The sequence below is a fragment of the Comamonas kerstersii genome, from assembly GCF_002056725.1.
Classification (GTDB): Bacteria; Pseudomonadota; Gammaproteobacteria; order Burkholderiales; family Burkholderiaceae_C; genus Comamonas; species Comamonas kerstersii.
The window spans coordinates 2,246,138-2,264,133 of sequence record NZ_CP020121.1 but is presented as its reverse complement, the minus strand read 5'-3'; the positions used below and the strand labels follow the sequence as shown (position 1 = coordinate 2,264,133).

Sequence of the window (17,996 nt, the reverse complement as noted above, 5' to 3'; positions counted from 1 at the left end):
GAGTTGCTTATGCACGGGGCAGCCCTTCCGCCAGCGTGCGCCATGCCTGCAATTCAGCCTGACCAGGTTTGCGCACACCAAAGAACATGGCCACCACATCACCTGTCGCATCAAACAGCTCTACCGACGTCACCACACCATCGGTCGTGGGCTTGCGCACCAGCCATGTGCTGGTAATCAGATCACGGCGCAGATGCAGGTTAAAGCCCGGGTCCAGCACATTGATCCAGTCCGAGCCAGGCGTCTGCAAAGGCTTGATGTGGCGTACGGGGCCGGAATGGATCTGGATACAGCCTTTGCTGCCCACAAACACCATGATGGGCAGTTCCGCGCTGGCGGCCTGCTCCAGCAGCTGCGTGACGGCGGTATTGCTCAGCGGCTCACAGAATGCACCGCGTGTGAGCCGAAAGCTTTGCTGACGCTCACAGCCAAAGGTTTTGAGCATGCCGAAGAAGTCATGCGTGTCCTTGAGCTGCGCCCAGGCCTGGCGCAGGCCAGCGGCGTCAATGCTGGCATCGTCAGCGACAGGCGCGCGTTCCGCTTTTTCCACAAAGCTGTAGCGCTGCGCAGAGTCTGCAAAGGCCTGCACCACCTGCTCCCAGGCCTGCATCTCGGTCTGTGGCCGTACATAGATCTTGTGCACGGCTGTGCCATGCTGGTCATAGAACTGCAGGCTATGCATGGGCTGGCCGTAGCGGCCTGACTCCGTCACGGCAAAGCCAGCATGCCAGGCAAAGAAGAACAGGCGCAGGTCTATGTCTTCGTTGTTGCACAGGCCAATGGGGCCTTCCTTGGTAAACCCCTGGTAGATGCCGTCCTTCTCATGCACCACGGCCTCATTGCGTGTCAGTGCCATCAAGGGGCCACAGGGCTGCAATGCCTGCAGGATCTCCAACCACTGCGGCTTGAGTGGCTGCACCTGCAGACTGCCTGCATGCTCACCACAGTGAGCAGCCAGCACAGCGCCCTCACTCAGACCCAGCGACTGCGCCGCATCCTTGGCACGCAGACCTTGCTTGCGCGCCTGGTCAAACGCAGCGCGAATCTGTGCGGCATCGCACAGTGATGTATCCACTACGGTATTCATGATTGCTCTCCTTGCTTGATACGCAGGTCTTAAAACTCGGCAACCAGGGAAATGCGCAGGTTGCGCCCCGGCTGGCTGTAGGCATCGATGGCGGCGTGTTCCGCAGTTGCTGTCACATCCCGCACGTCCGACCATTTCCAGTACTTGCGGTCGGTCAGGTTGTGCAGGCCCACATTCAGGCGCAGGTGCTTGCGCAGCTGCCACTGCGCATCCAGATCCAGCACGGTGTGTGAAGGCGGCAGGAACAGCACGCGGCTGTCAGAGGGCATGTCCTTGCGCTGCTTGGCGGCGGTATGGGTCATGCCCAGCTCCCACTGCCAGCGCGCGGCCTGCTGGCCGATGTGCAGTTTCAGGTGCTGCGGGCTAATGCTCTCCAGCCCCTGGCCGTTCTCGCCCGTACCCTTGGCATAGCCGTAGGCAGCACGCGCTACCCATTGACCACCCCAGCTGTGCCCCAGCTCGGCCCTGCCGCGCAACTCCAGTCCCTTGATCGTGGCTTTGGACTGGTTGCGTGAGCGCATCAGACTGATGACAGGGAACGTGCCTTGCGATCCTGCATCGGCATAGCGCTCGATGAAGTTACGGTAGCGCGCATAAAAACCGGTGACTTCCCACTGCAGCGGCCCATGCGCATCACGCAGGCCCAGCTCAAAGTTGTTGCTGGTCTCTGCCTTCAGGTCTGGATTGGGCAGGATGTAGTAACCGTAGTACGGCGTGACATTGCCAAAGAAGTTATTCAACTCTCCAGACGTAGGTGCCCGGAAGCCGCGCACATAGCTGGCAAACAGTTGCAGGTCGTCCAGCGGCTGCCACTGCACGCCCATTTGCGGCAGCCAGGCACTGAAGCGCTTGGACACAGGCTGTGCACCAGACTGCCCCATGTCGATGCTGCTGGCATCAGCGTCTATATCCACGCTGGTGTAACGCAGCCCGGGCTTGAGCATCCACGGCCCCAGATCCCAGTGGTCTTCCACAAACAGGCCCCATTGCGTGGTGCGCGTATCCGGCCCCTTGGGCACAGCCGTGGTGACGCCGCTGTCGGTGGACAGGCTCTGCGAATCATTTTTCATGCGGTAGACGTCTGCACCGTAATGCAGGCCATGCGTGCCAATGCGCTTGTGCGCCTGCAGCCCCAGCTGCAGCAGCTGCTCGTTATAGCGGTGATGACGCAGACGCTGGCCACGGTTGCTGGTGTCAATAGTCAGGCGCTGGCTGGAGCTGCTGTCCTGCCAGGCAGCGTAAGCCTTGAGCTTGTCTGCAGCCGGTGCATCAAGCTGCCACTCACCCTGCCAGGACATGCGCTTGCGCTGGCTGTCGATATCGTCCTCATGAGAGCGCGTCGTGCCATTGTCAAAGTCATGCAGATTGGTGACATGGCCGTCCTGGTCGCGCAGTTCCGCCGTGAACACATGGCGCTGGCGACCATCCGGGCGCAGCACCAGCTTGCCCAGCAGGGAATAGCGGTGGTTATCTTCTGGATTGGCCTTGGTGCGCTGCAGGCCTGTGCCGCCGATGTGCCCCATGGTTTCCGTGGCATGGCTGCGCTCCCCATGAGCTGCGAGCAGCCACTGCACCTGCTCCGAGGCTTTACCCGCCACTGCTGCACCCGTATTCCAGCCCCGGTTTTCACTGCGCCAGCCCAGCAGGGCGCGGCCTGCAAACAGCTTGTCAGCGCCCAGCAGGTCACCGGGCGAGAGGGTGCGCATCTGCACCATGCCCGCTACGCCACCTGATGGCACACCGACCGTGCTGGCACCTTTGTGCACTTCGATGCCAGAGAGCATCAGCGGGTCCACATAGTCACGGCCAAAGCTATGGCTGTTCATGAAACTATCAGCCTCTGGCTGCGGAATGCCATCGACCAGCATCTGCACGCGATTGCCGCCCAGACCGCGAATTTCAAAGCCTGTGTTGCCCTCGCGCCCCGTGGTACCGGAAATACCTGCACCCCGGCGCGGTGCACGTGGCACTTCCACGTTCACCATGTCGCTGGTGGCATCGCGAATATCGAGTATCTGCTTGCGCTCTATGGTGGCGCGGTTGACCACTTCGGTCGCATAAGGCGTCGCTGCAGGGTCCAGCGCTTCGGCACGCTCCTGCACCGTCTGCTCGGGCAGCACCGGCTCTGCGGCATGGGCATAGGTGCTGCCCAGCCCCAGCAATGCAGCGGTGCAGGCAATGGGCCGCAGCCCTCCCCAGGTATGTGGCATGGTTGATCTCTCTTTCCTGTCTGTTCCATTCCCAATGGCTTTGGGCTGGCGACCTGGGCTGAAGACTCAACCTGGGGGGCTGGCAATGCGGCGAATTATATGAGAATAATTCTTATTTAAATAATCTGACGCAAAATACTTTTACCGTCTGGGTGCCCAGCGCTGCTGCGCAAACACGCACCACACCAGACCGGTAAGCGCCAGGGCAGCACCCACCCAGCCGATGTTCTGCATACCCATGTGCAGGCTGACCTGGCTGCCCAGCAGGGCCCCCGCACCAATGCCGATGTTGAAAATGCCGGAGAACAGTGACATGCCGACATCGGTGGCATCATGCGCCAGGGCCAGCACCTTGGCCTGCATGGACAGCACCATGCACATCATGGCCACGCCCCAGACCACGCTCACGCCATACAGCCCCCAGGCTGCATGCACCACGGGCAGCAGCAGGCCCAGGCTGATGGCCATGACTGCAATGGCCACCCGCAGCAGGCCCTGCGGGAAGCGCTGGTTGAACGCGCTAAACAGCACACTGCCCACAATGCCCATGCCGCCAAACAGCAGCAGCACCAGGGTGGTGACATGGGCGTCCTGCCCACCCACTGCCTGCACAAAGGGTTCGATATAGCTGTAGACGGTGAACTGCGCGGTCACCACCAGAATCAAAAGCAGATAAATCGCCATCAGCGCAGGGCGGCGCATCAGCACCGGAATGCTGGAGGCCGAACCTGAGTTCTCGCTGGGCAGCAGTGGCAGCAAACGTGCCAGCGCCAGCATGACGATGACGGCAATCACACCAATCGACCAGAAGGTGATGCGCCAGCCCAGCCAGTCGCCCACGACCCGACCCAGCGGAATACCCATCACCATGGCCAGCGTAGTGCCCGTGGCCAGCAGGCTCAGCGCCTGCGCTTTTTTGCCATGCGGGGCCACGCGCACGGCCAGGGCCGCCGTGATGGACCAGAACACGGCATGCGAAAACGCCACGCCCGCACGGCTGAGCACCAGCATGGCAAAGCTATTGGCCAGCCCCGAGAGCACATGGCTGACGATAAACAGCCCGAACACGCCCATGAGCAGCTTGCGCCGCTCCATTTTTCGGGTGAGCAGCATCAGCGGCAGCGAGGCCAGCGCCACAATCCAGGCGTAGATGGTCAGCATCAGGCCCACATGCTCGGCAGGCATGGCAAAGCTGGCGCCGATGTCACTCAGCAGGCCGACGGGTACGAATTCACTGGTGTTGAAAACAAAAGCGCCCAGCGCCAGGGCACACACGCTCAGCCAGGCGCGCAGATCAGAAGAGGAATGAGTCACAGACAGATAGGGAAGTTAAAACACGCCATGTGCGGCGCTGCAGGACTGCTATTGTGGCTGTGCCAGCGCCGGACTGCATGGCAAGGGAGATGCCCCAGCCCCGCGACTCAGCCTCACTGCATCTCCCCCATGACCACCTTGGCACCCAGCTGCAGCGAGCTCACACCAGGCAGTTCAGGGTAGCGCTGCAGCATGGCCTGAATCAGCGCCTCACTGCTTCGCGCCATCAGCAGTGCCTGCTCATAGGTCTGCAGATACTCCAGCTTAAAGCGCAGGGCTGAAGCATCCAGCCTGCTGCCCGCCGCCATGCGCCCGGGCACGACCACCTTAGGCTCACGCGCAGCATGGCCTGCAGGTTCTCGCGCCAGGCATGGTGCTCCTTGGCCGTGAGGGTGTCAGCCATCCATACATGCAGACCATCGAACACCAGCACACCGCCCACAATGGCTTGCAGCGATGGCCCCCACAGATAGCGGCGGTTGTCCATGCCATGCGCTGGCACGATGTCAATGCGATGGCCATCGTGCATGAGTGCAGGCGCCCCCCAGGGCTGGGCAAACACCAGATCTTCACGCTGCTGCGGGCCATTGTCCTTGAGCTGCGGCCCCCAGACGGCCAGCTTTTTGTCCACATTGGCAGCAATGGCCATCACCGTCTCGGGCGCAGCAACCACCACGGCATCGGGAAAGGCTTCAAGCACCGGTGCCAGTCCGAAGTAATAGTCCGGGTCGCTTTGGGAGATGTAAATCGTCGTCAGCCGCTTGCCCGTAGCCACAATGGCCTTGGCCAGTGCATGTCCGTCCGAGAGCCTGAAGCCGCCATCAATCATGGATGGCCTCGCTGGCACCGCTGAGCAGCACCGGCGTGCGTGAAAAACCGCTTTCATCCGCAGGAAAGTGCGTCAGCTGCAAGGCAGCGGCATCTGCTCCATGGGCCTGGGCCAGCCAGTGCGGCAGCACTGCCGCCGCAGCGGTGGTCTGTAAAAAGTTTCTGCGAGTCAACATGGCTGCACCTTGGTCATGAAAGTTACGTAGCGCCTGCTCAATAGGCCACGGTGAAGCGGGCTTTCAGATGTGTGCCCTGCTCCATGCTGTCCACCAGCGCCACGGCAAGATCTGCGGCTGAAATATCTCCGGGCTGGCCATCGGCCTGCATCAGCGGCATGTCCTGCCCTGTACGGTACTGGCCTGTACGGCCACGCGCCTGCGCAGCTGAGCCTGCATGAAAACCCACGGCAGGGCTGAGCAGCGTCCAGTCCAGCGCACTTTCCTGCTGCAGCTCGGTGTACATATCGCGTGCCGCGCTGGCACCGGGCTTGATAGCGGCAGGGAACTGCGGCGTATCCACGATCTGTACGCCTGGTGCGGCATACAGGCTGCCTGCCCCGCCCACCACCAGATAGCGCTTGACGCCAGCCGCTTTCACACCCTGCACGATGGCGCGGGAGCCGCGCATGAAGTCTTCATAGATATTCGGGTTGGCCCAACCTGCGTTGTAGGCACTGAGCACTGCATCCCTATCGTGCACAGCCGCTGCTACAGACTTGACATCCATCACATCTGCCTGCACTACACGCAGACCGGGGCGTGCAGCCAGCTTGCCGGGCTCGCGCACCAGGGCCACCACTTCATAGCCTCGATGCAGCAACTCCTGCAGCAGGGCTGCACCAACAAAACCTGTGGCACCAATCAGGGCAACTTGCATCACTTTTCTCCTTCAATCTTAATGGATGAAGCTTAAGTTGCAGATGCCAGGCTGTTTCACGCAGAAATTGACATCACTTTGAAGCACAGCTTCATAATTGCAGCATGGACGACCTCAAACGCATGGCTATTTTTGCCACCGTGGTGCAGCGCGGTTCCATGACAGCTGCGGCCAAAGTACTGGGCATGAGTGCATCTGCCGTGAGCCAGCACATCCGCCAGCTCGAGCGTGACAGCGGCGTCACCCTGCTGCACCGCTCCACCCGGCAGATTGCGCTGACCGATGCAGGCCAGCGCTTTTACACGCAGTGCGCCGTACTCACGGCTGCGGCTACCCGCGCCCGGGCCGAGCTGGCTGCACAGCACGACACACCCACAGGCGAGCTACGCCTGTCTGCCCCTGTAGGCTTTGCCCAGCATGCAGCTCCGGCACTCGGCGCCTGGCTGGCACGCTTTCCGGATTTACGGCTGCGCCTGCTGCTGGACGATGCGCCAATTGACCTGATTCAGGCTCGTGTTGATCTGGCCCTGCGCTATGGCCCGCTGACCGATTCCAGCTGGGTGGCACGCAAACTGGGCAACACCCCGTTCTGGCTGTGTGCGGCACCGCAATGGGTGGCTGCACATGGTGGCCACCTGCCTGAGCACCCGCAGCAGCTGGCCCACGCCTACTGGCTGGCACTGGCACACGACGATGCGCATGCCGCGCCCTTGCACTGGACACAGAACAGCACTGGCCTGACGCACGACCTGCAGGTGCAACCGCAGAGCACCAGCAACCACCAGGCCGCCGTGCTCGCGTTGTGCGAGGCGGGGCTGGGCATCGCCTTGCTGGCTGCCGTGGATGTACGCCCGGCGGTAGAGGCTGGCCGCCTCGTGCGCCTGCTGCCGGACTGGGACATGGGCCACCTGGACCTCTGGGCGGTCACGCCACAGCGCGATGCGCAGCCGGCCAAGGTGCGCCAGGCCATCGAAGAACTACAGGCCTATCTGGACAGTCTGCAGGCGTAAAAAAAGCAGATGCACAGGCATCTGCTTTTCAATTGATGTAGCTGCCAGCGCTTGATATTCATAGATTTCAGATACTTTTCTATCTGAAACCCTTATTTTTCAAGCGCAAGACGCTCCTATTTTTCAGTCTTTAGCTCAGGCTTTTCACCGCGTTCATAGACAGCGGTAGCGCGGCCCACAATCAGCGCATCGAGCTTGCCCACCTTGTTCATATCACGGTTCTTGTAGGGCAGCTTGTGCAGCACATAGCGCATGGCGTTCAGGCGCGCGCGCTTCTTGCAGTCACTCTTGACCACCGTCCAGGGTGCATCGGCCGTGTCGGTTTCAAAGAACATGGCTTCCTTGGCACGGGTGTAGTCGTCCCACTTGTCCAGCGATGCTTGGTCGATGGGCGAGAGCTTCCACTGCTTGAGCGGATGGCTTTCACGCTCCTTGAAGCGGCGGCGCTGCTCCTTGCGGCTGACGCTGAACCAGAACTTGATCAAGTGAACGCCGCTTTGCACCAGCATGCGCTCGAACTGCGGCACCTGCTGCATGAACTGCCGGTATTCCTCATCCGAGCAAAAGCCCATCACCCGCTCGACGCCCGCACGGTTGTACCAGCTGCGGTCAAACAGCACGATCTCACCCGCCGTGGGCAGGTGCTGCACATAGCGCTGGAAGTACCACTGACCGCGCTCGATGTCCGAAGGCTTTTCCAGCGCCACCACGCGTGCACCACGGGGATTCAGATGCTCCATGAAGCGCTTGATGGTGCCGCCCTTGCCCGCAGCGTCGCGCCCTTCAAAGATGATGACCACGCGCTGGCCGGTTTCCTTGACCCAGGCCTGCAGCTTGAGCAGTTCCACCTGCAGCTGGAACTTGTCCTTTTCATAGACCGAGCGGCGCAGCAAATTGGCGTAGGGGTAGCCGCCATCCTTCCAGTCCTTGCTCAGTTCATCGTCAGGATTGACCTTGGCAGCAGGCTGCCCCGTGCCGCCCAGCTTGTTCAGCGCCTTGAGAATGGCTTTGCGGTCTTCAGGGTCGGAACCATCGAGCAGCGCACGCAGGGCCTTGGCACGGACCTTGTCGTCGCCAGCACCATCGAGCACGCTCAACGCAGCCTCCACGCGGCGCTTTTGCGCAGCCTGCGTGGCTTTTTCGGTCACGAACTGCTCGACCGTCTGTGCTGCCTCTGCAGGCTGTGGGCGCGGTGCCGGTGTCTGCTCTACCTGTTCGGCCTGTGCGCGTTGCTTGCGGGATTTGCTGCTGGTGGGCTTATCAACCATGCGTAAAACTCCTTGTGGCATGCAAGTCTGCTTGCATGCCTGCCGTCAAAAAAAACTGGGAAATATTCAGACGATACCATCGTCCCAGGCCCTGCGCCACCCCAGTCTGGGCTGATGTGCGATGTACCTCATCGCCTCTGTTCAGGGCACACTGTGGGCATTGCTACTACTTCGTACTGTCATGACTGCGCATCCGCTCTACGCCACCTTGCTTGCCCTGCTCAGTGTCTGCAGCACAGCCGGTGCCCAGGTGCTGCGCTGCGAAGATACCCAGGGCCGCGTGACCTACACCAACACCACCTGCCCGCACGACCAGCGCATGCAGGAAGTGGCGCCCCCACTGAGTGCCGAGGAACAGGCCCGGCAAGACGCCCAGTACCAGCAAGCCCTCGAACGAAAGCGTGAGCAGCAACTGCTACGCGCCGAGCAGGAGGCTGCCCAGCGCAAAGCAGAGGCCGAGCGTGCCGCAGCTGCGGCCGCGAAGCGGCCACCACAGCCTATCATCGTGCAGGAACCACAAGCGCCACCTGCCAGCCCCGTGTATGTGCCGGTCCCCGTGCCTCAGCGCCCACCCATGCATCGCCCGGTTCCACCGCCACCCCCCGCACACAAGCCCCATCCCGATGGTGCAGGCTACCACTGCAATGTGTTTCGCTGCTGGGATGGCAAAGGCAATGTCTGGACCCGCCCCTGAGTTGCTGAATACTGAGCGGCTGAATACATGGCGGCTACGACCTCAGCCCCTGACTGACCGTGGGATAGCGCAGCCGCACCCGCAGCTCCTGCTTCATGCGTGCATTGCGCAGGCGGCGTGATTCGCTCATAAAGCTCAGCATCACCGGCGGCAGGCTGTGCTGTGCCTGCGCACGCGACACACGCGGCGGCCGCGGCAGCCCGTACAGGTCAGCAGCCAGATCAAAGTAGTCCCCCATGCGCAGCTCGGTGTCATCACTGGCGTGGTAGGTGCGCTGCGGCTTGCCGCGCCACAGTGCAGCGCAGCAGATGCGCGCCAGGTCGTCAGCATGGATGTGGTTGGTGAACACATCGTCTTCATGCTGCAGCACAGGCAAGCCTTTGAGCAGCCGCGGGCGCGGTGTGCCGCCTTCGCGGTCTGGCGCATAAATGCCCGGAATGCGCAGCACGCTCACCCGCGCACCGCTGCGCTGCCCCCAGGCACGCAGCTGCTGCTCGGCATCTACGCGGCGGCGGGCGCGGTCTGTGGCAGGCTGTACCGGGCGGCCTTCCTCTACCCATGCACCGTGGCAGTTGCCATACACACCGGTGGTGGAGCCATAGACCAGCGTCCGAGGCGCTCGCCCGCGCCCGAGCGCACGCACCAGGTTGCGCGTGCGGCTGTCCTGCACTCCCGCCCCCGGGGGCGGTGCCAGATGCACCACATGCTGCGCCACGCCACACAGGCGGCGCAGGCTGCGCACATCGTCCAGATTGCCCAGCAGCGGCGTAATGCCCAGCGCGCGCAGCTGCGGCAGTTTGTCCGCCGATGAAGTCAGCGCCAGCACCCGTGGGCCATGGCTTTGGCTGCGGCCAGACTGGGCCTGCAGATCACGCGCCAGACGCTGGCCCACATCCCCGCAACCCACAATGAGTACGCGAGGACGGCGAAAACGCGCAGGCAAAGCGCGCCGAGGGAATTGGTTTGCAGGCAAAATTCAGGAATCCCAATTTCATGCACCGGGCCGCCGCAGCGGCCCATTGCCATTTGTGGGCCAAGCATTTCACGCTCCCCCTGCGGCAAGTGCAGACCAAGAAACTGCCAAGGATAGCCAGAATATGAACGCCTCCACCTTTCAGATCACCGTTGAGCCCAGTGGCCGCCAGTTTTCTGCCTCCGGCCAAGAAACCATTCTGGCGGCTGCCATTCACGCCGGTGTAGGCCTGCCCTATGGCTGCAAAGACGGTGCCTGCGGTTCCTGCAAATGCAAAAAGCTCAGCGGCGAGGTCACGCACGATGCCTATTCCGAAAACGCACTCAGCGAGGCGGAACTGGCCGCAGGCCTGATCCTCACCTGCCGCGCCACCGCCACCAGCGACGTGGTGCTGGAGTCGCGCCAGGTGACTGGCGCCAACGCCTTCCCCATCAAGAAAATGCCTGTGCGCGTGAATGCGCTGGAAAAACTCTCGCACGACGTCATGCGCGTGCAGCTGCAGCTGCCTGCCCATACGGCTTTCCAGTTCCACGCTGGCCAGTATCTGGAGTTCATCCTGCGCGATGGTTCACGCCGCGCCTACTCCATGGCGACGCCCCCCCATGTGGCGGCGAACACCCCCGCCATTGAGCTGCACATTCGCCACATGCCCGGCGGCAAGTTCACCGACCATGTGTTCGGTGCCATGAAGGAAAAGGAAATCCTGCGTGCCGAAGGCCCGTTTGGCAGCTTCTTCCTGCGCGAAGACTCGGACAAGCCCATGGTCTTCCTGGCCTCAGGCACAGGCTTTGCCCCCATCAAGGCACTGCTGGAGCACATGCAGCACAAGGTCATGACCCGCCCCGTCAGCCTGTACTGGGGTGGCCGCCGCCCTGAAGACCTGTACATGGATGCCTGGCTCAAGGAGCTGAGCACTTCCATGCCCAACCTGAGCTATGTGCCCGTGATCTCTGACGCCCTGCCCGAAGACCATTGGAGCGGTCGCACCGGCTATGTGCACCAGGCCGTGCTCGACGACTTTGCTGATCTTTCCGGCCACGAGGTCTATGCCTGCGGTGCCCCTGTCGTGGTGGACGCCGCACGCAGCAGCTACACCAGCCAGCGCGGCCTGCCTGAGGAATGCTTCTTTGCCGATGCCTTCACCAGCGAAGCTGATAAGTAAGAACTCACACCCACCAGAAATCAACAAGGCCACAGTAGTGGCCTTTTTCATATGCCCATGTAAAGCAGCCAGGAAACATTTGCTTTCATTCCCGCACACACCACTGCAGTATTGCTTTGCGCTAGATCGCACAAAAATTGTGCAAATACACCAATCATCGAATGAGACCAGCATAGAAAGCAAAAATACATCAATAAAAATTCAAAACAAGGAAGGACTAAACGCCTGTGCGCAAGAATCCTGCACAATGTCCTACATGAATCGTCGAAACATCCTGCTGTCCTCCGTGGCGCTTGCTGCTGCCATGGTTTCTCCAATGGCACTGGCTGAACAGCCTATTCATCTGATCGTGCCTTATGCGCCCGGTGGTCCTCTGGATGTCACTGCACGCATGCTGGCTGAACGCGTGCGCCCTACGCTGGGCACCGTGATTGTGGAAAACAAGCCCGGCGCGGGCGGCAATATTGGTGTGGACGCCATTGCCAAGTCCAAGCCTGATGGCAAGACCATTGGTCTGGCTGCTGTCGCCACCAATGCCATCAACCCCTGGCTGTACAAGAAACTGCCTTTTGACCCTGCCAAGGACTTCGTCGGCATCACACAGATGGTGACCGTGCCTAACGTGCTGGTTGTCAATGCAGCCAAGGCACAAAAGCTTGGCATCAACTCCGTCGATGATCTGGTGGCCTACGCCAAAGCCAACCCAGGCAAGCTCAGCTACGGCAGCGGCGGCAACGGCAGTGCGGGCCATCTGGCGGGCGAGATGCTCAAGCAGGGTCTGGACATTGACGTCGTGCACATCCCCTACCGCGGTGCAAGCCCTGCACAGCTGGCCCTGCTCGCTGGTGAGGTGGACTTCAACATCGACAACCTGGCTGCTGCCTCTGCCAACATTCAGTCCGGCAAGCTCAAGGCGCTGGCTGTGACCACCGCCAATGAAAGCAAGCTGCTGCCCGGCATCCCTCCGCTGTCCAACACCCTCAAGGGTTTTGCCATCGACACCTGGTGGGGTCTGATTGCACCTGCTGGCACGCCTGCCGAGGTGATTGAAACCCTGAACAAGGCTTTCACCGAAGCCCTCAAGGACCCAGAAACCCAGAAGCGTTTTGCCTCGCTGATGGCAGAACCTGCGCCCAGCTCGGTCCAGCAGTTCAACGACTTCATGGCCGCAGAGCGCACCAAGTACGAGCCCATCGTCAAGGCCTCTGGCGCCAGCGTGGATTAATCCTCGCCCACACGCATGCACATTCAGGCACCTTCGGGTGCCTTTTTTGCGCCCCTGCTGCGCAAATATCACAGCAATACACCCCAGCACCTAAAAGCCATTACGCGAACAGCCCAGTAATAACCTGAGGCCAGACACACTTTTGCAGTCTGCGTTACAAAGTGCCACGACAAAAGCAACTGCCTGCGATGCAGTTTTTAACGACGTTAGGGAGGAGACGCCCATGCGAAAAATCCGTTATGGCTATCAGCTGCACATCCAGCTGTGTGCCACCAAACCTGCCGTGTGGCGACGCTTACTCGTCGCCGAAACCACCACTCTGGCGCAGCTGCACCAGATCATCCAGGCCGCCATGGGCTGGGAAAACCGGCATTTGTACATGTTTGAAATTGCGGGACAGCGCTACGGCATCCCGGATGCAGACTGGCCCAATGACCCGACCATGGATGCGCGCCGCTACACCATCGGCCAGCTGCTGAGGCACCAGGCACTGAGCATTCGCTACCTCTACGACTTTGGTGACGAATGGCTGCACCGCCTCAAGATGGAAGCCTGTGTACCTCTGGGTGACAGCACACAGGCACATGAACACCCCCTCCCCCAATGCCTGGCCGGGCGCAATGCCTGCCCCCCCGAAGACTGCGGCGGCCCCATCGGTCTTACCGAACTGATTCAAGCCCCAGCAGACGACGATGCCCCCCCTCACGCCAGCACCTTCAACCCCAGACACTTTGACCTGCATGCCGCGCAGCAGCGCGTCAAGGCCTTGCAGCCAGAGCAGCCAGAGCAGCCACGGCGATCATCTGCCAAGCCCCGCCCCGTATTGCTGGCAGCCTGAAAACTTCAAATAAATGAGCACTCAGCGCTTGATTTGCAAGATTTTTGCTTTTAAAACATAGCGATTTCCTTGAGAATCAAGCGCAAGATGCTCATTTATTGAGAGTATTCAAACCACGCCTCCGCAGCCATGTGCTGCTGGTTTTGATCGTTATCAGGTGTCAACGCAAAATCACCTTGATAGCTGTATGCAATTTCCAAATTTCACAAAAGTCTGAAGTTTCAAGCTCACAATATCGTCGACTGGACAGTTAGACCTATTCCAAGCTTGAAGCTGCCCGGCATTTCTTACTTCGCAAAGATTCATTCGGAAGGATTGCGCTATGAAAAAAACTCTGACGACTCTCGCTCTGTTGGCTGCCGGTGGCATTGCTGCTCCTGCAATGGCTGCTGACTGCGCTATCACCGTTGAAGGCAACGACCAGATGCAATTCAATGTGAAGAACATTGAAGTGCCCAAGTCCTGCAAGACCTACACCATCACGCTGAACCACGTCGGCAAGATGCCCAAGTCCTCCATGGGCCACAACATTGTGCTGACCGCTACCGCCGACGCTACTGCTGTTGCTGCTGACGGCATGAAGGCTGGCGCTGCTGCTGACTATGTGAAGGCAGGCGACACCCGCGTGCTGGCTCACACCAAGGTGATCGGTGGCGGTGAAAGCACTTCCGTGACCTTTGACGTGTCCAAACTCAAGGCTGGCGCTGACTACACCTACTTCTGCTCCTTCCCCGGCCACTCCTTCATCATGAAGGGCAGCCTGAAGCTGGGCGCTTAAATCCTCCCCTGAAATGCCGCTGCATGCGGCTTTCACCCCTGAGCCCCGAGCCTTGCGCCGGGGCTTTTTTGTGGGCCTGATCGCCATACCCTACGACTCTCAGGCATTTGCCAGAGCACGCAAAATGCACCTTTTTTGATAGCAAGAAACTCACAGCATCATGAGTCAGCAAAGCTTTGAAGTTGCATTTTTCACCATTGGTGAACTCGAAGGTCTGAGCGGTGACGAAGTCACCCGTACGGCCCATATCGACATCCCCGCTGAATGCCTGCAGGTGGCAGCCACCTTGCAGTCGGCGCGCCAGTGGCTCAACGAGCAGCACAGCGACATCGACATGGAATGTGCGGCCGAGCTGCCCCTGCGTGGCTACTTCTCGTTCAAGTCTGAACAGGGCAGCGAAGGCTTTAACGCAGAAAGCGCCCAGCTCGTAGCCCTGGACGAGGGCTTTGTCGTGCGCGCCGCTCTGGACAACGGCGTGTGCGTGGAAAGCGATCTGCTGGCCCTGGCCATCTGATTGCCGCGCCTGAGGACGGGTCCTGAGCCGGTTCCTCCACATCAGCAAACAGCCCACATCACGTGGGCTTTTTTGATGGCCAGTCCCTCTGATACAGTCCATGCATCATGGACTGACAGAGGCGCTGGCCGTGATCTGGCCTGCCCGCCTCCAGCAACTTTTCCCCATGGGGCTGCCATGTATCACGGAGAACGTTTCAATGCCTGGACGCATCTGGTCGGCGTCCTGTTTGCGCTCACAGGTGCCACCTGGCTGATCGTCTATGCTAGCCTGTACACGGACGCGCAGGCCATCACCAGCGTCTGTATCTACGGCGCAGCCATGGTGCTGCTGTACGCCGTCTCCACCCTCTATCACAGCGTCCGCGGGCGGGCCAAGCGCATTCTGCAAAAGTGCGACCATCTGAGCATCTATCTGATGATTGCTGGCAGCTATACGCCGTTTTGCCTCATCAGCCTGCGCGCCCCCTGGGGCTGGAGCCTGTTTGGCGTGGTCTGGGGGCTGGCCCTCATCGGCATCGTGCAGGAGCTGTGGCAGCGCAGCGAAACACGGCTGCTGTCACTGGTGATTTACGCCGTCATGGGCTGGGCCGTGATCGTTGCCACTGGCCCGCTGATACAGGCGCTGGGCTCCACAGGCTTTGCCTGGCTGGCTGCAGGCGGCCTGTTCTACACAGCAGGCATTGGCTTTTTCGTGTTTGACCATGTGCGCCACTTTCACGGCATCTGGCACCTGTTCGTGATTGCAGGCAGCCTGATGCACTACATCGCCATCATTGGCTACGTGCTGCCTGCTGCTGCCGCTGCGGCCTGAACCTGCCCAGCCAATATGGAGCGCCAGCGCAAGGAGCTGGAAGCCGCCACACGCGGCACGGGCATCACCGTCAGTCGCACGCCAGACAACCAGCTCAAGCTGGCCATTCCCACAGATGTGTCCTTTGACACCAACAGCGCCTACATCAAGAGCCAGTTCCGCCCCGTGCTCAACAATTTTGCGGACAGCCTCAAGCGCTACCCCCAGACGCATGTCGTCATCATCGGTCACACGGACAGCACAGGTGGTGCCCGCATCAACGATCCGCTCTCCGTCAGGCGCGCCAATGCCACCCGCGACTACATCTTCAGCCGTGGCGTAGCAGGTCCACGCATCCAGACCGAAGGCCGTGGTGCACGTGAACCCATTGCCTCCAACGACAGTGCATGGGGCCGCTCCCAGAATCGCCGCGTGGAAATCTACGTGGCTGAGCAAGGGCGATAAGTCAGACGTGCATTCGCACCCGCAGCCTGCAGAAGGCTGACATGGTCATCCAAGACTTGCCGTAGCGCGTCTGCTCTGCCCACAATGAACGGTTGATTTACAGGAGAGGTTTTCCATGATCGTTCTCATTACAGGTGCATCCGCAGGTTTTGGTGCCGCCATGGCACGCAGCTTTGTCCAGTCTGGTCACCAGGTGATTGCCACGGCACGTCGCAAGAGCAAGCTGGATGCCTTGGCCGCAGAACTGGGTGAACGCCTGCTGCCCGTCGAACTGGACGTGACCGACCGTGCTGCCGTGCAGTCCCTGCCCGCACAGCTGCCTGCTGGTTTTGCGCAGGTGGACGTACTGGTCAACAACGCCGGGCTGGCCCTGGGCCTGGAGCCAGCCCATCAGGCCAATCTGGACGACTGGGACACCATGATCGACACCAACTGCAAGGGGCTGGTCTCCATGACCCGCGCCTTCCTGCCCGGCATGGTGCAGCGCCAGCGCGGTCATGTGATCAACCTGGGCTCCATCGCCGGCAACTGGCCCTATGCCGGTGGCAATGTCTACGGTGCCACCAAGGCCTTTGTGCAGCAGTTCAGCCGTAACCTGCGCGCCGATCTGCTGGGCACACCTGTGCGCGTGACCAATGTGGAACCCGGCCTGTGCGGCGGCACCGAGTTCTCCAATGTGCGCTTTGCCGGTGACGATGAAAAGGCTGCCAAGGTCTACGAAGGCGTGCAGTACCTCACACCCGAAGACATTGCCAGCACCGTGCTGTGGATTGCGCAGACGCCTTCGCACATGAACGTCAATGCGATCGAAATCATGCCTGTGCAGCAAAGCTTTGCGGGCCTGAGCGTGCACCGCGGCCCCTTCAAATCCTGAAAAAGCACACCTGCACGAGCTACGCCGCAGCACAGCACGCTGCGGTGCAGCCCCCATCTTGCGGGCTTATCTGCGTGCCCAGCGGCTGCCAAACTGGTTGACTGCCATGCCCAGCAGTACACCCAGCGTGCCTGCCCACTGCTGGGCATTGGGCAGCTCCCCCAGCAGTGCAATGGCCGCTATCAGCCCGACCACAGGCACCAGCAGTGACAGCGGTGCCACGGTGCTGGTCGGGTAGCGTTGCAGCAACCGCGTCCACAACCCATACCCCACCAGCGTAGACAGCAAGGCCAGATAGCCCACCGCCGCCCAGCCCTGCCAGTCCATGGCCTGCACCTGCGCCAGCATATGGGCAGCGCCACCTTCCAGCCAGGCGGAAAGCAGCAACAACGGCACGATGGGGAAAAGGCTGGTCCACACCAGAAAAGGAATGGGCTCGTAACTGCCAAAGCTGGCGGCATGGCGCGTAATCAGATTGGCGCTCGCCCACATGGCTGCAGCACCCACGGTGCAGAGAAAGCCCATCAGCGTCATCTGCGCAGGGCCCTCACCATGCGCACTGCCGATCACAACCAACCCCGCCGTGGCGACACACAGCCCCGCCCACTGCCAGCTGCGCGGGCGCTCCCGCATCAGCACGGCCGCCAGCAGCAGGCTCACAAAGGCCTGGGTTTGCAGCACGACAGAGGCCATGCCTGCTGGCATGCCCAGCTGCATGCCCACAAACAGCAGACCAAATTGCCCCACGCCCTGCACCAGCCCATAGGCAGCCAGCCAGCGCCACGGCAGATTCTTTGGCGGGCGAATGAACAGCAGGAACGGCAATGATGCCGCCGCAAAGCGCAGAGCACACAGCAGCAGGGGCGAGACCTGCTGCAAGCCCCACTTCATGACCACAAAGTTCACGCCCCAGATCACGATCACGACCAGCGCCAAGATCCAGTCTGCCCCACTCAAACCCTTGCTGTTGTTATGCATGCTTTTGACCTCTAGCGCTTGCTGCACCTGCGCTGGCAGCTATCAATACTTCTGATGCCAGGCGCGTAAAAAAGGCATGCTGGGTGCAGCATGCCTTGGATTCATGACAA

Annotated in this window: 18 protein-coding genes and 1 pseudogene; 10 read left to right on the top strand and 9 right to left on the bottom strand. The window is 60.9% G+C overall.

The genetic code is table 11. The annotated features are described in order from the left end of the window. Positions 1–7: 7 nt before the first annotated feature. The 6 genes from B5M06_RS10550 to B5M06_RS10530 all read right to left on the bottom strand — a co-directional run bounded on the left by B5M06_RS10550 (position 8) and on the right by B5M06_RS10530 (position 6,315). Complete coding sequence (locus B5M06_RS10550; RefSeq protein WP_054066463.1) at positions 8–1,087, bottom strand: hemin-degrading factor; 1,080 nt, start codon at positions 1,085–1,087, stop codon at positions 8–10. Positions 1,088–1,116: 29 nt separating this feature from the next. Beyond that, entirely contained in the window at positions 1,117–3,297 is a 2,181-nt protein-coding gene (locus B5M06_RS10545) for a TonB-dependent hemoglobin/transferrin/lactoferrin family receptor (protein ID WP_054066464.1), read from the bottom strand. Between the two features lie 141 nt (positions 3,298–3,438). Further along, positions 3,439–4,617, bottom strand: coding sequence for a sugar transporter (locus B5M06_RS10540; protein WP_054066465.1), 1,179 nt, complete (start codon positions 4,615–4,617; stop codon positions 3,439–3,441). A gap of 220 nt (positions 4,618–4,837) precedes the next feature. Beyond that, positions 4,838–5,440 carry an MBL fold metallo-hydrolase gene (locus B5M06_RS10535; RefSeq protein WP_338028314.1) on the bottom strand — a complete coding sequence of 201 codons (603 nt, stop codon included), beginning with the start codon at positions 5,438–5,440 and terminating at the stop codon, positions 4,838–4,840. Further along, positions 5,433–5,615, bottom strand: a complete 183-nt coding sequence (locus B5M06_RS17690; protein WP_338028313.1) for a twin-arginine translocation signal domain-containing protein — start codon at positions 5,613–5,615, stop codon at positions 5,433–5,435. Before B5M06_RS17690 ends, B5M06_RS10535 begins: the two co-directional genes overlap by 8 nt. A gap of 37 nt (positions 5,616–5,652) precedes the next feature. Next, positions 5,653–6,315 (bottom strand): NAD(P)-dependent oxidoreductase, encoded by a 663-nt coding sequence (locus tag B5M06_RS10530; protein WP_054066466.1) that lies wholly within the window; start codon positions 6,313–6,315, stop codon positions 5,653–5,655. A gap of 104 nt (positions 6,316–6,419) precedes the next feature. On the opposite strand from B5M06_RS10530, the gene B5M06_RS10525 reads away from it, so the two are divergent. Next, positions 6,420–7,325 (top strand): LysR family transcriptional regulator, encoded by a 906-nt coding sequence (locus tag B5M06_RS10525; protein WP_054066467.1) that lies wholly within the window; start codon positions 6,420–6,422, stop codon positions 7,323–7,325. Positions 7,326–7,441: 116 nt separating this feature from the next. Here the strand turns inward: B5M06_RS10525 and ppk2 are convergent, their stop codons facing one another. Continuing rightward, complete coding sequence (ppk2, locus tag B5M06_RS10520) at positions 7,442–8,593, bottom strand: polyphosphate kinase 2 (RefSeq protein WP_077344790.1); 1,152 nt, start codon at positions 8,591–8,593, stop codon at positions 7,442–7,444. Between the two features lie 181 nt (positions 8,594–8,774). Between ppk2 and B5M06_RS10515 the strand changes: the two genes are divergently transcribed. Continuing rightward, positions 8,775–9,287, top strand: coding sequence for a DUF4124 domain-containing protein (locus B5M06_RS10515; RefSeq protein ID WP_054066469.1), 513 nt, complete (start codon positions 8,775–8,777; stop codon positions 9,285–9,287). 34 nt (positions 9,288–9,321) lie between these two features. Here the strand turns inward: B5M06_RS10515 and B5M06_RS10510 are convergent, their stop codons facing one another. Continuing rightward, on the bottom strand, positions 9,322–10,260 hold the full coding sequence (locus B5M06_RS10510; RefSeq protein ID WP_054066470.1) for an SDR family oxidoreductase: 939 nt from the start codon (positions 10,258–10,260) through the stop codon (positions 9,322–9,324). 124 nt (positions 10,261–10,384) lie between these two features. Here B5M06_RS10510 and B5M06_RS10505 point away from each other — a divergent pair, with 124 nt between their 5' ends. The 8 genes and pseudogenes from B5M06_RS10505 to ydfG all read left to right on the top strand — a co-directional run bounded on the left by B5M06_RS10505 (position 10,385) and on the right by ydfG (position 16,908). Continuing rightward, positions 10,385–11,422: a CDP-6-deoxy-delta-3,4-glucoseen reductase gene (locus B5M06_RS10505; RefSeq protein ID WP_054066498.1), complete on the top strand. Its 1,038-nt coding sequence runs from the start codon at positions 10,385–10,387 to the stop codon at positions 11,420–11,422. Positions 11,423–11,678: 256 nt separating this feature from the next. Then, the gene (locus B5M06_RS10500; protein WP_054066499.1) at positions 11,679–12,647 is read left to right on the top strand and encodes a Bug family tripartite tricarboxylate transporter substrate binding protein; all 969 of its coding nucleotides are present in this window, start codon (positions 11,679–11,681) and stop codon (positions 12,645–12,647) included. A 223-nt stretch (positions 12,648–12,870) separates the two neighbouring features. Continuing rightward, a complete protein-coding gene (locus B5M06_RS10495) occupies positions 12,871–13,485 on the top strand; it encodes a plasmid pRiA4b ORF-3 family protein (RefSeq protein ID WP_054066471.1) in 615 nt (204 codons plus the stop codon). 322 nt (positions 13,486–13,807) lie between these two features. Next, positions 13,808–14,263, top strand: a complete 456-nt coding sequence (azu, locus tag B5M06_RS10490; protein ID WP_054066472.1) for an azurin — start codon at positions 13,808–13,810, stop codon at positions 14,261–14,263. 160 nt (positions 14,264–14,423) lie between these two features. Continuing rightward, a complete protein-coding gene (locus B5M06_RS10485) occupies positions 14,424–14,777 on the top strand; it encodes a hypothetical protein (protein ID WP_054066473.1) in 354 nt (117 codons plus the stop codon). 177 nt (positions 14,778–14,954) lie between these two features. Continuing rightward, entirely contained in the window at positions 14,955–15,590 is a 636-nt protein-coding gene (gene trhA / locus B5M06_RS10480) for a PAQR family membrane homeostasis protein TrhA (RefSeq protein ID WP_054066474.1), read from the top strand. 12 nt (positions 15,591–15,602) lie between these two features. Continuing rightward, positions 15,603–16,034, top strand: a pseudogene (locus B5M06_RS10475) (YiaD family glycine zipper/OmpA-like lipoprotein); the annotation flags it as partial. A gap of 115 nt (positions 16,035–16,149) precedes the next feature. Beyond that, positions 16,150–16,908, top strand: coding sequence for a bifunctional NADP-dependent 3-hydroxy acid dehydrogenase/3-hydroxypropionate dehydrogenase YdfG (gene ydfG, locus B5M06_RS10470; protein WP_054066476.1), 759 nt, complete (start codon positions 16,150–16,152; stop codon positions 16,906–16,908). 66 nt (positions 16,909–16,974) lie between these two features. Here the strand turns inward: ydfG and B5M06_RS10465 are convergent, their stop codons facing one another. Then, positions 16,975–17,886: an EamA family transporter gene (locus B5M06_RS10465; protein WP_054066500.1), complete on the bottom strand. Its 912-nt coding sequence runs from the start codon at positions 17,884–17,886 to the stop codon at positions 16,975–16,977. Positions 17,887–17,996 lie beyond the last annotated feature (110 nt).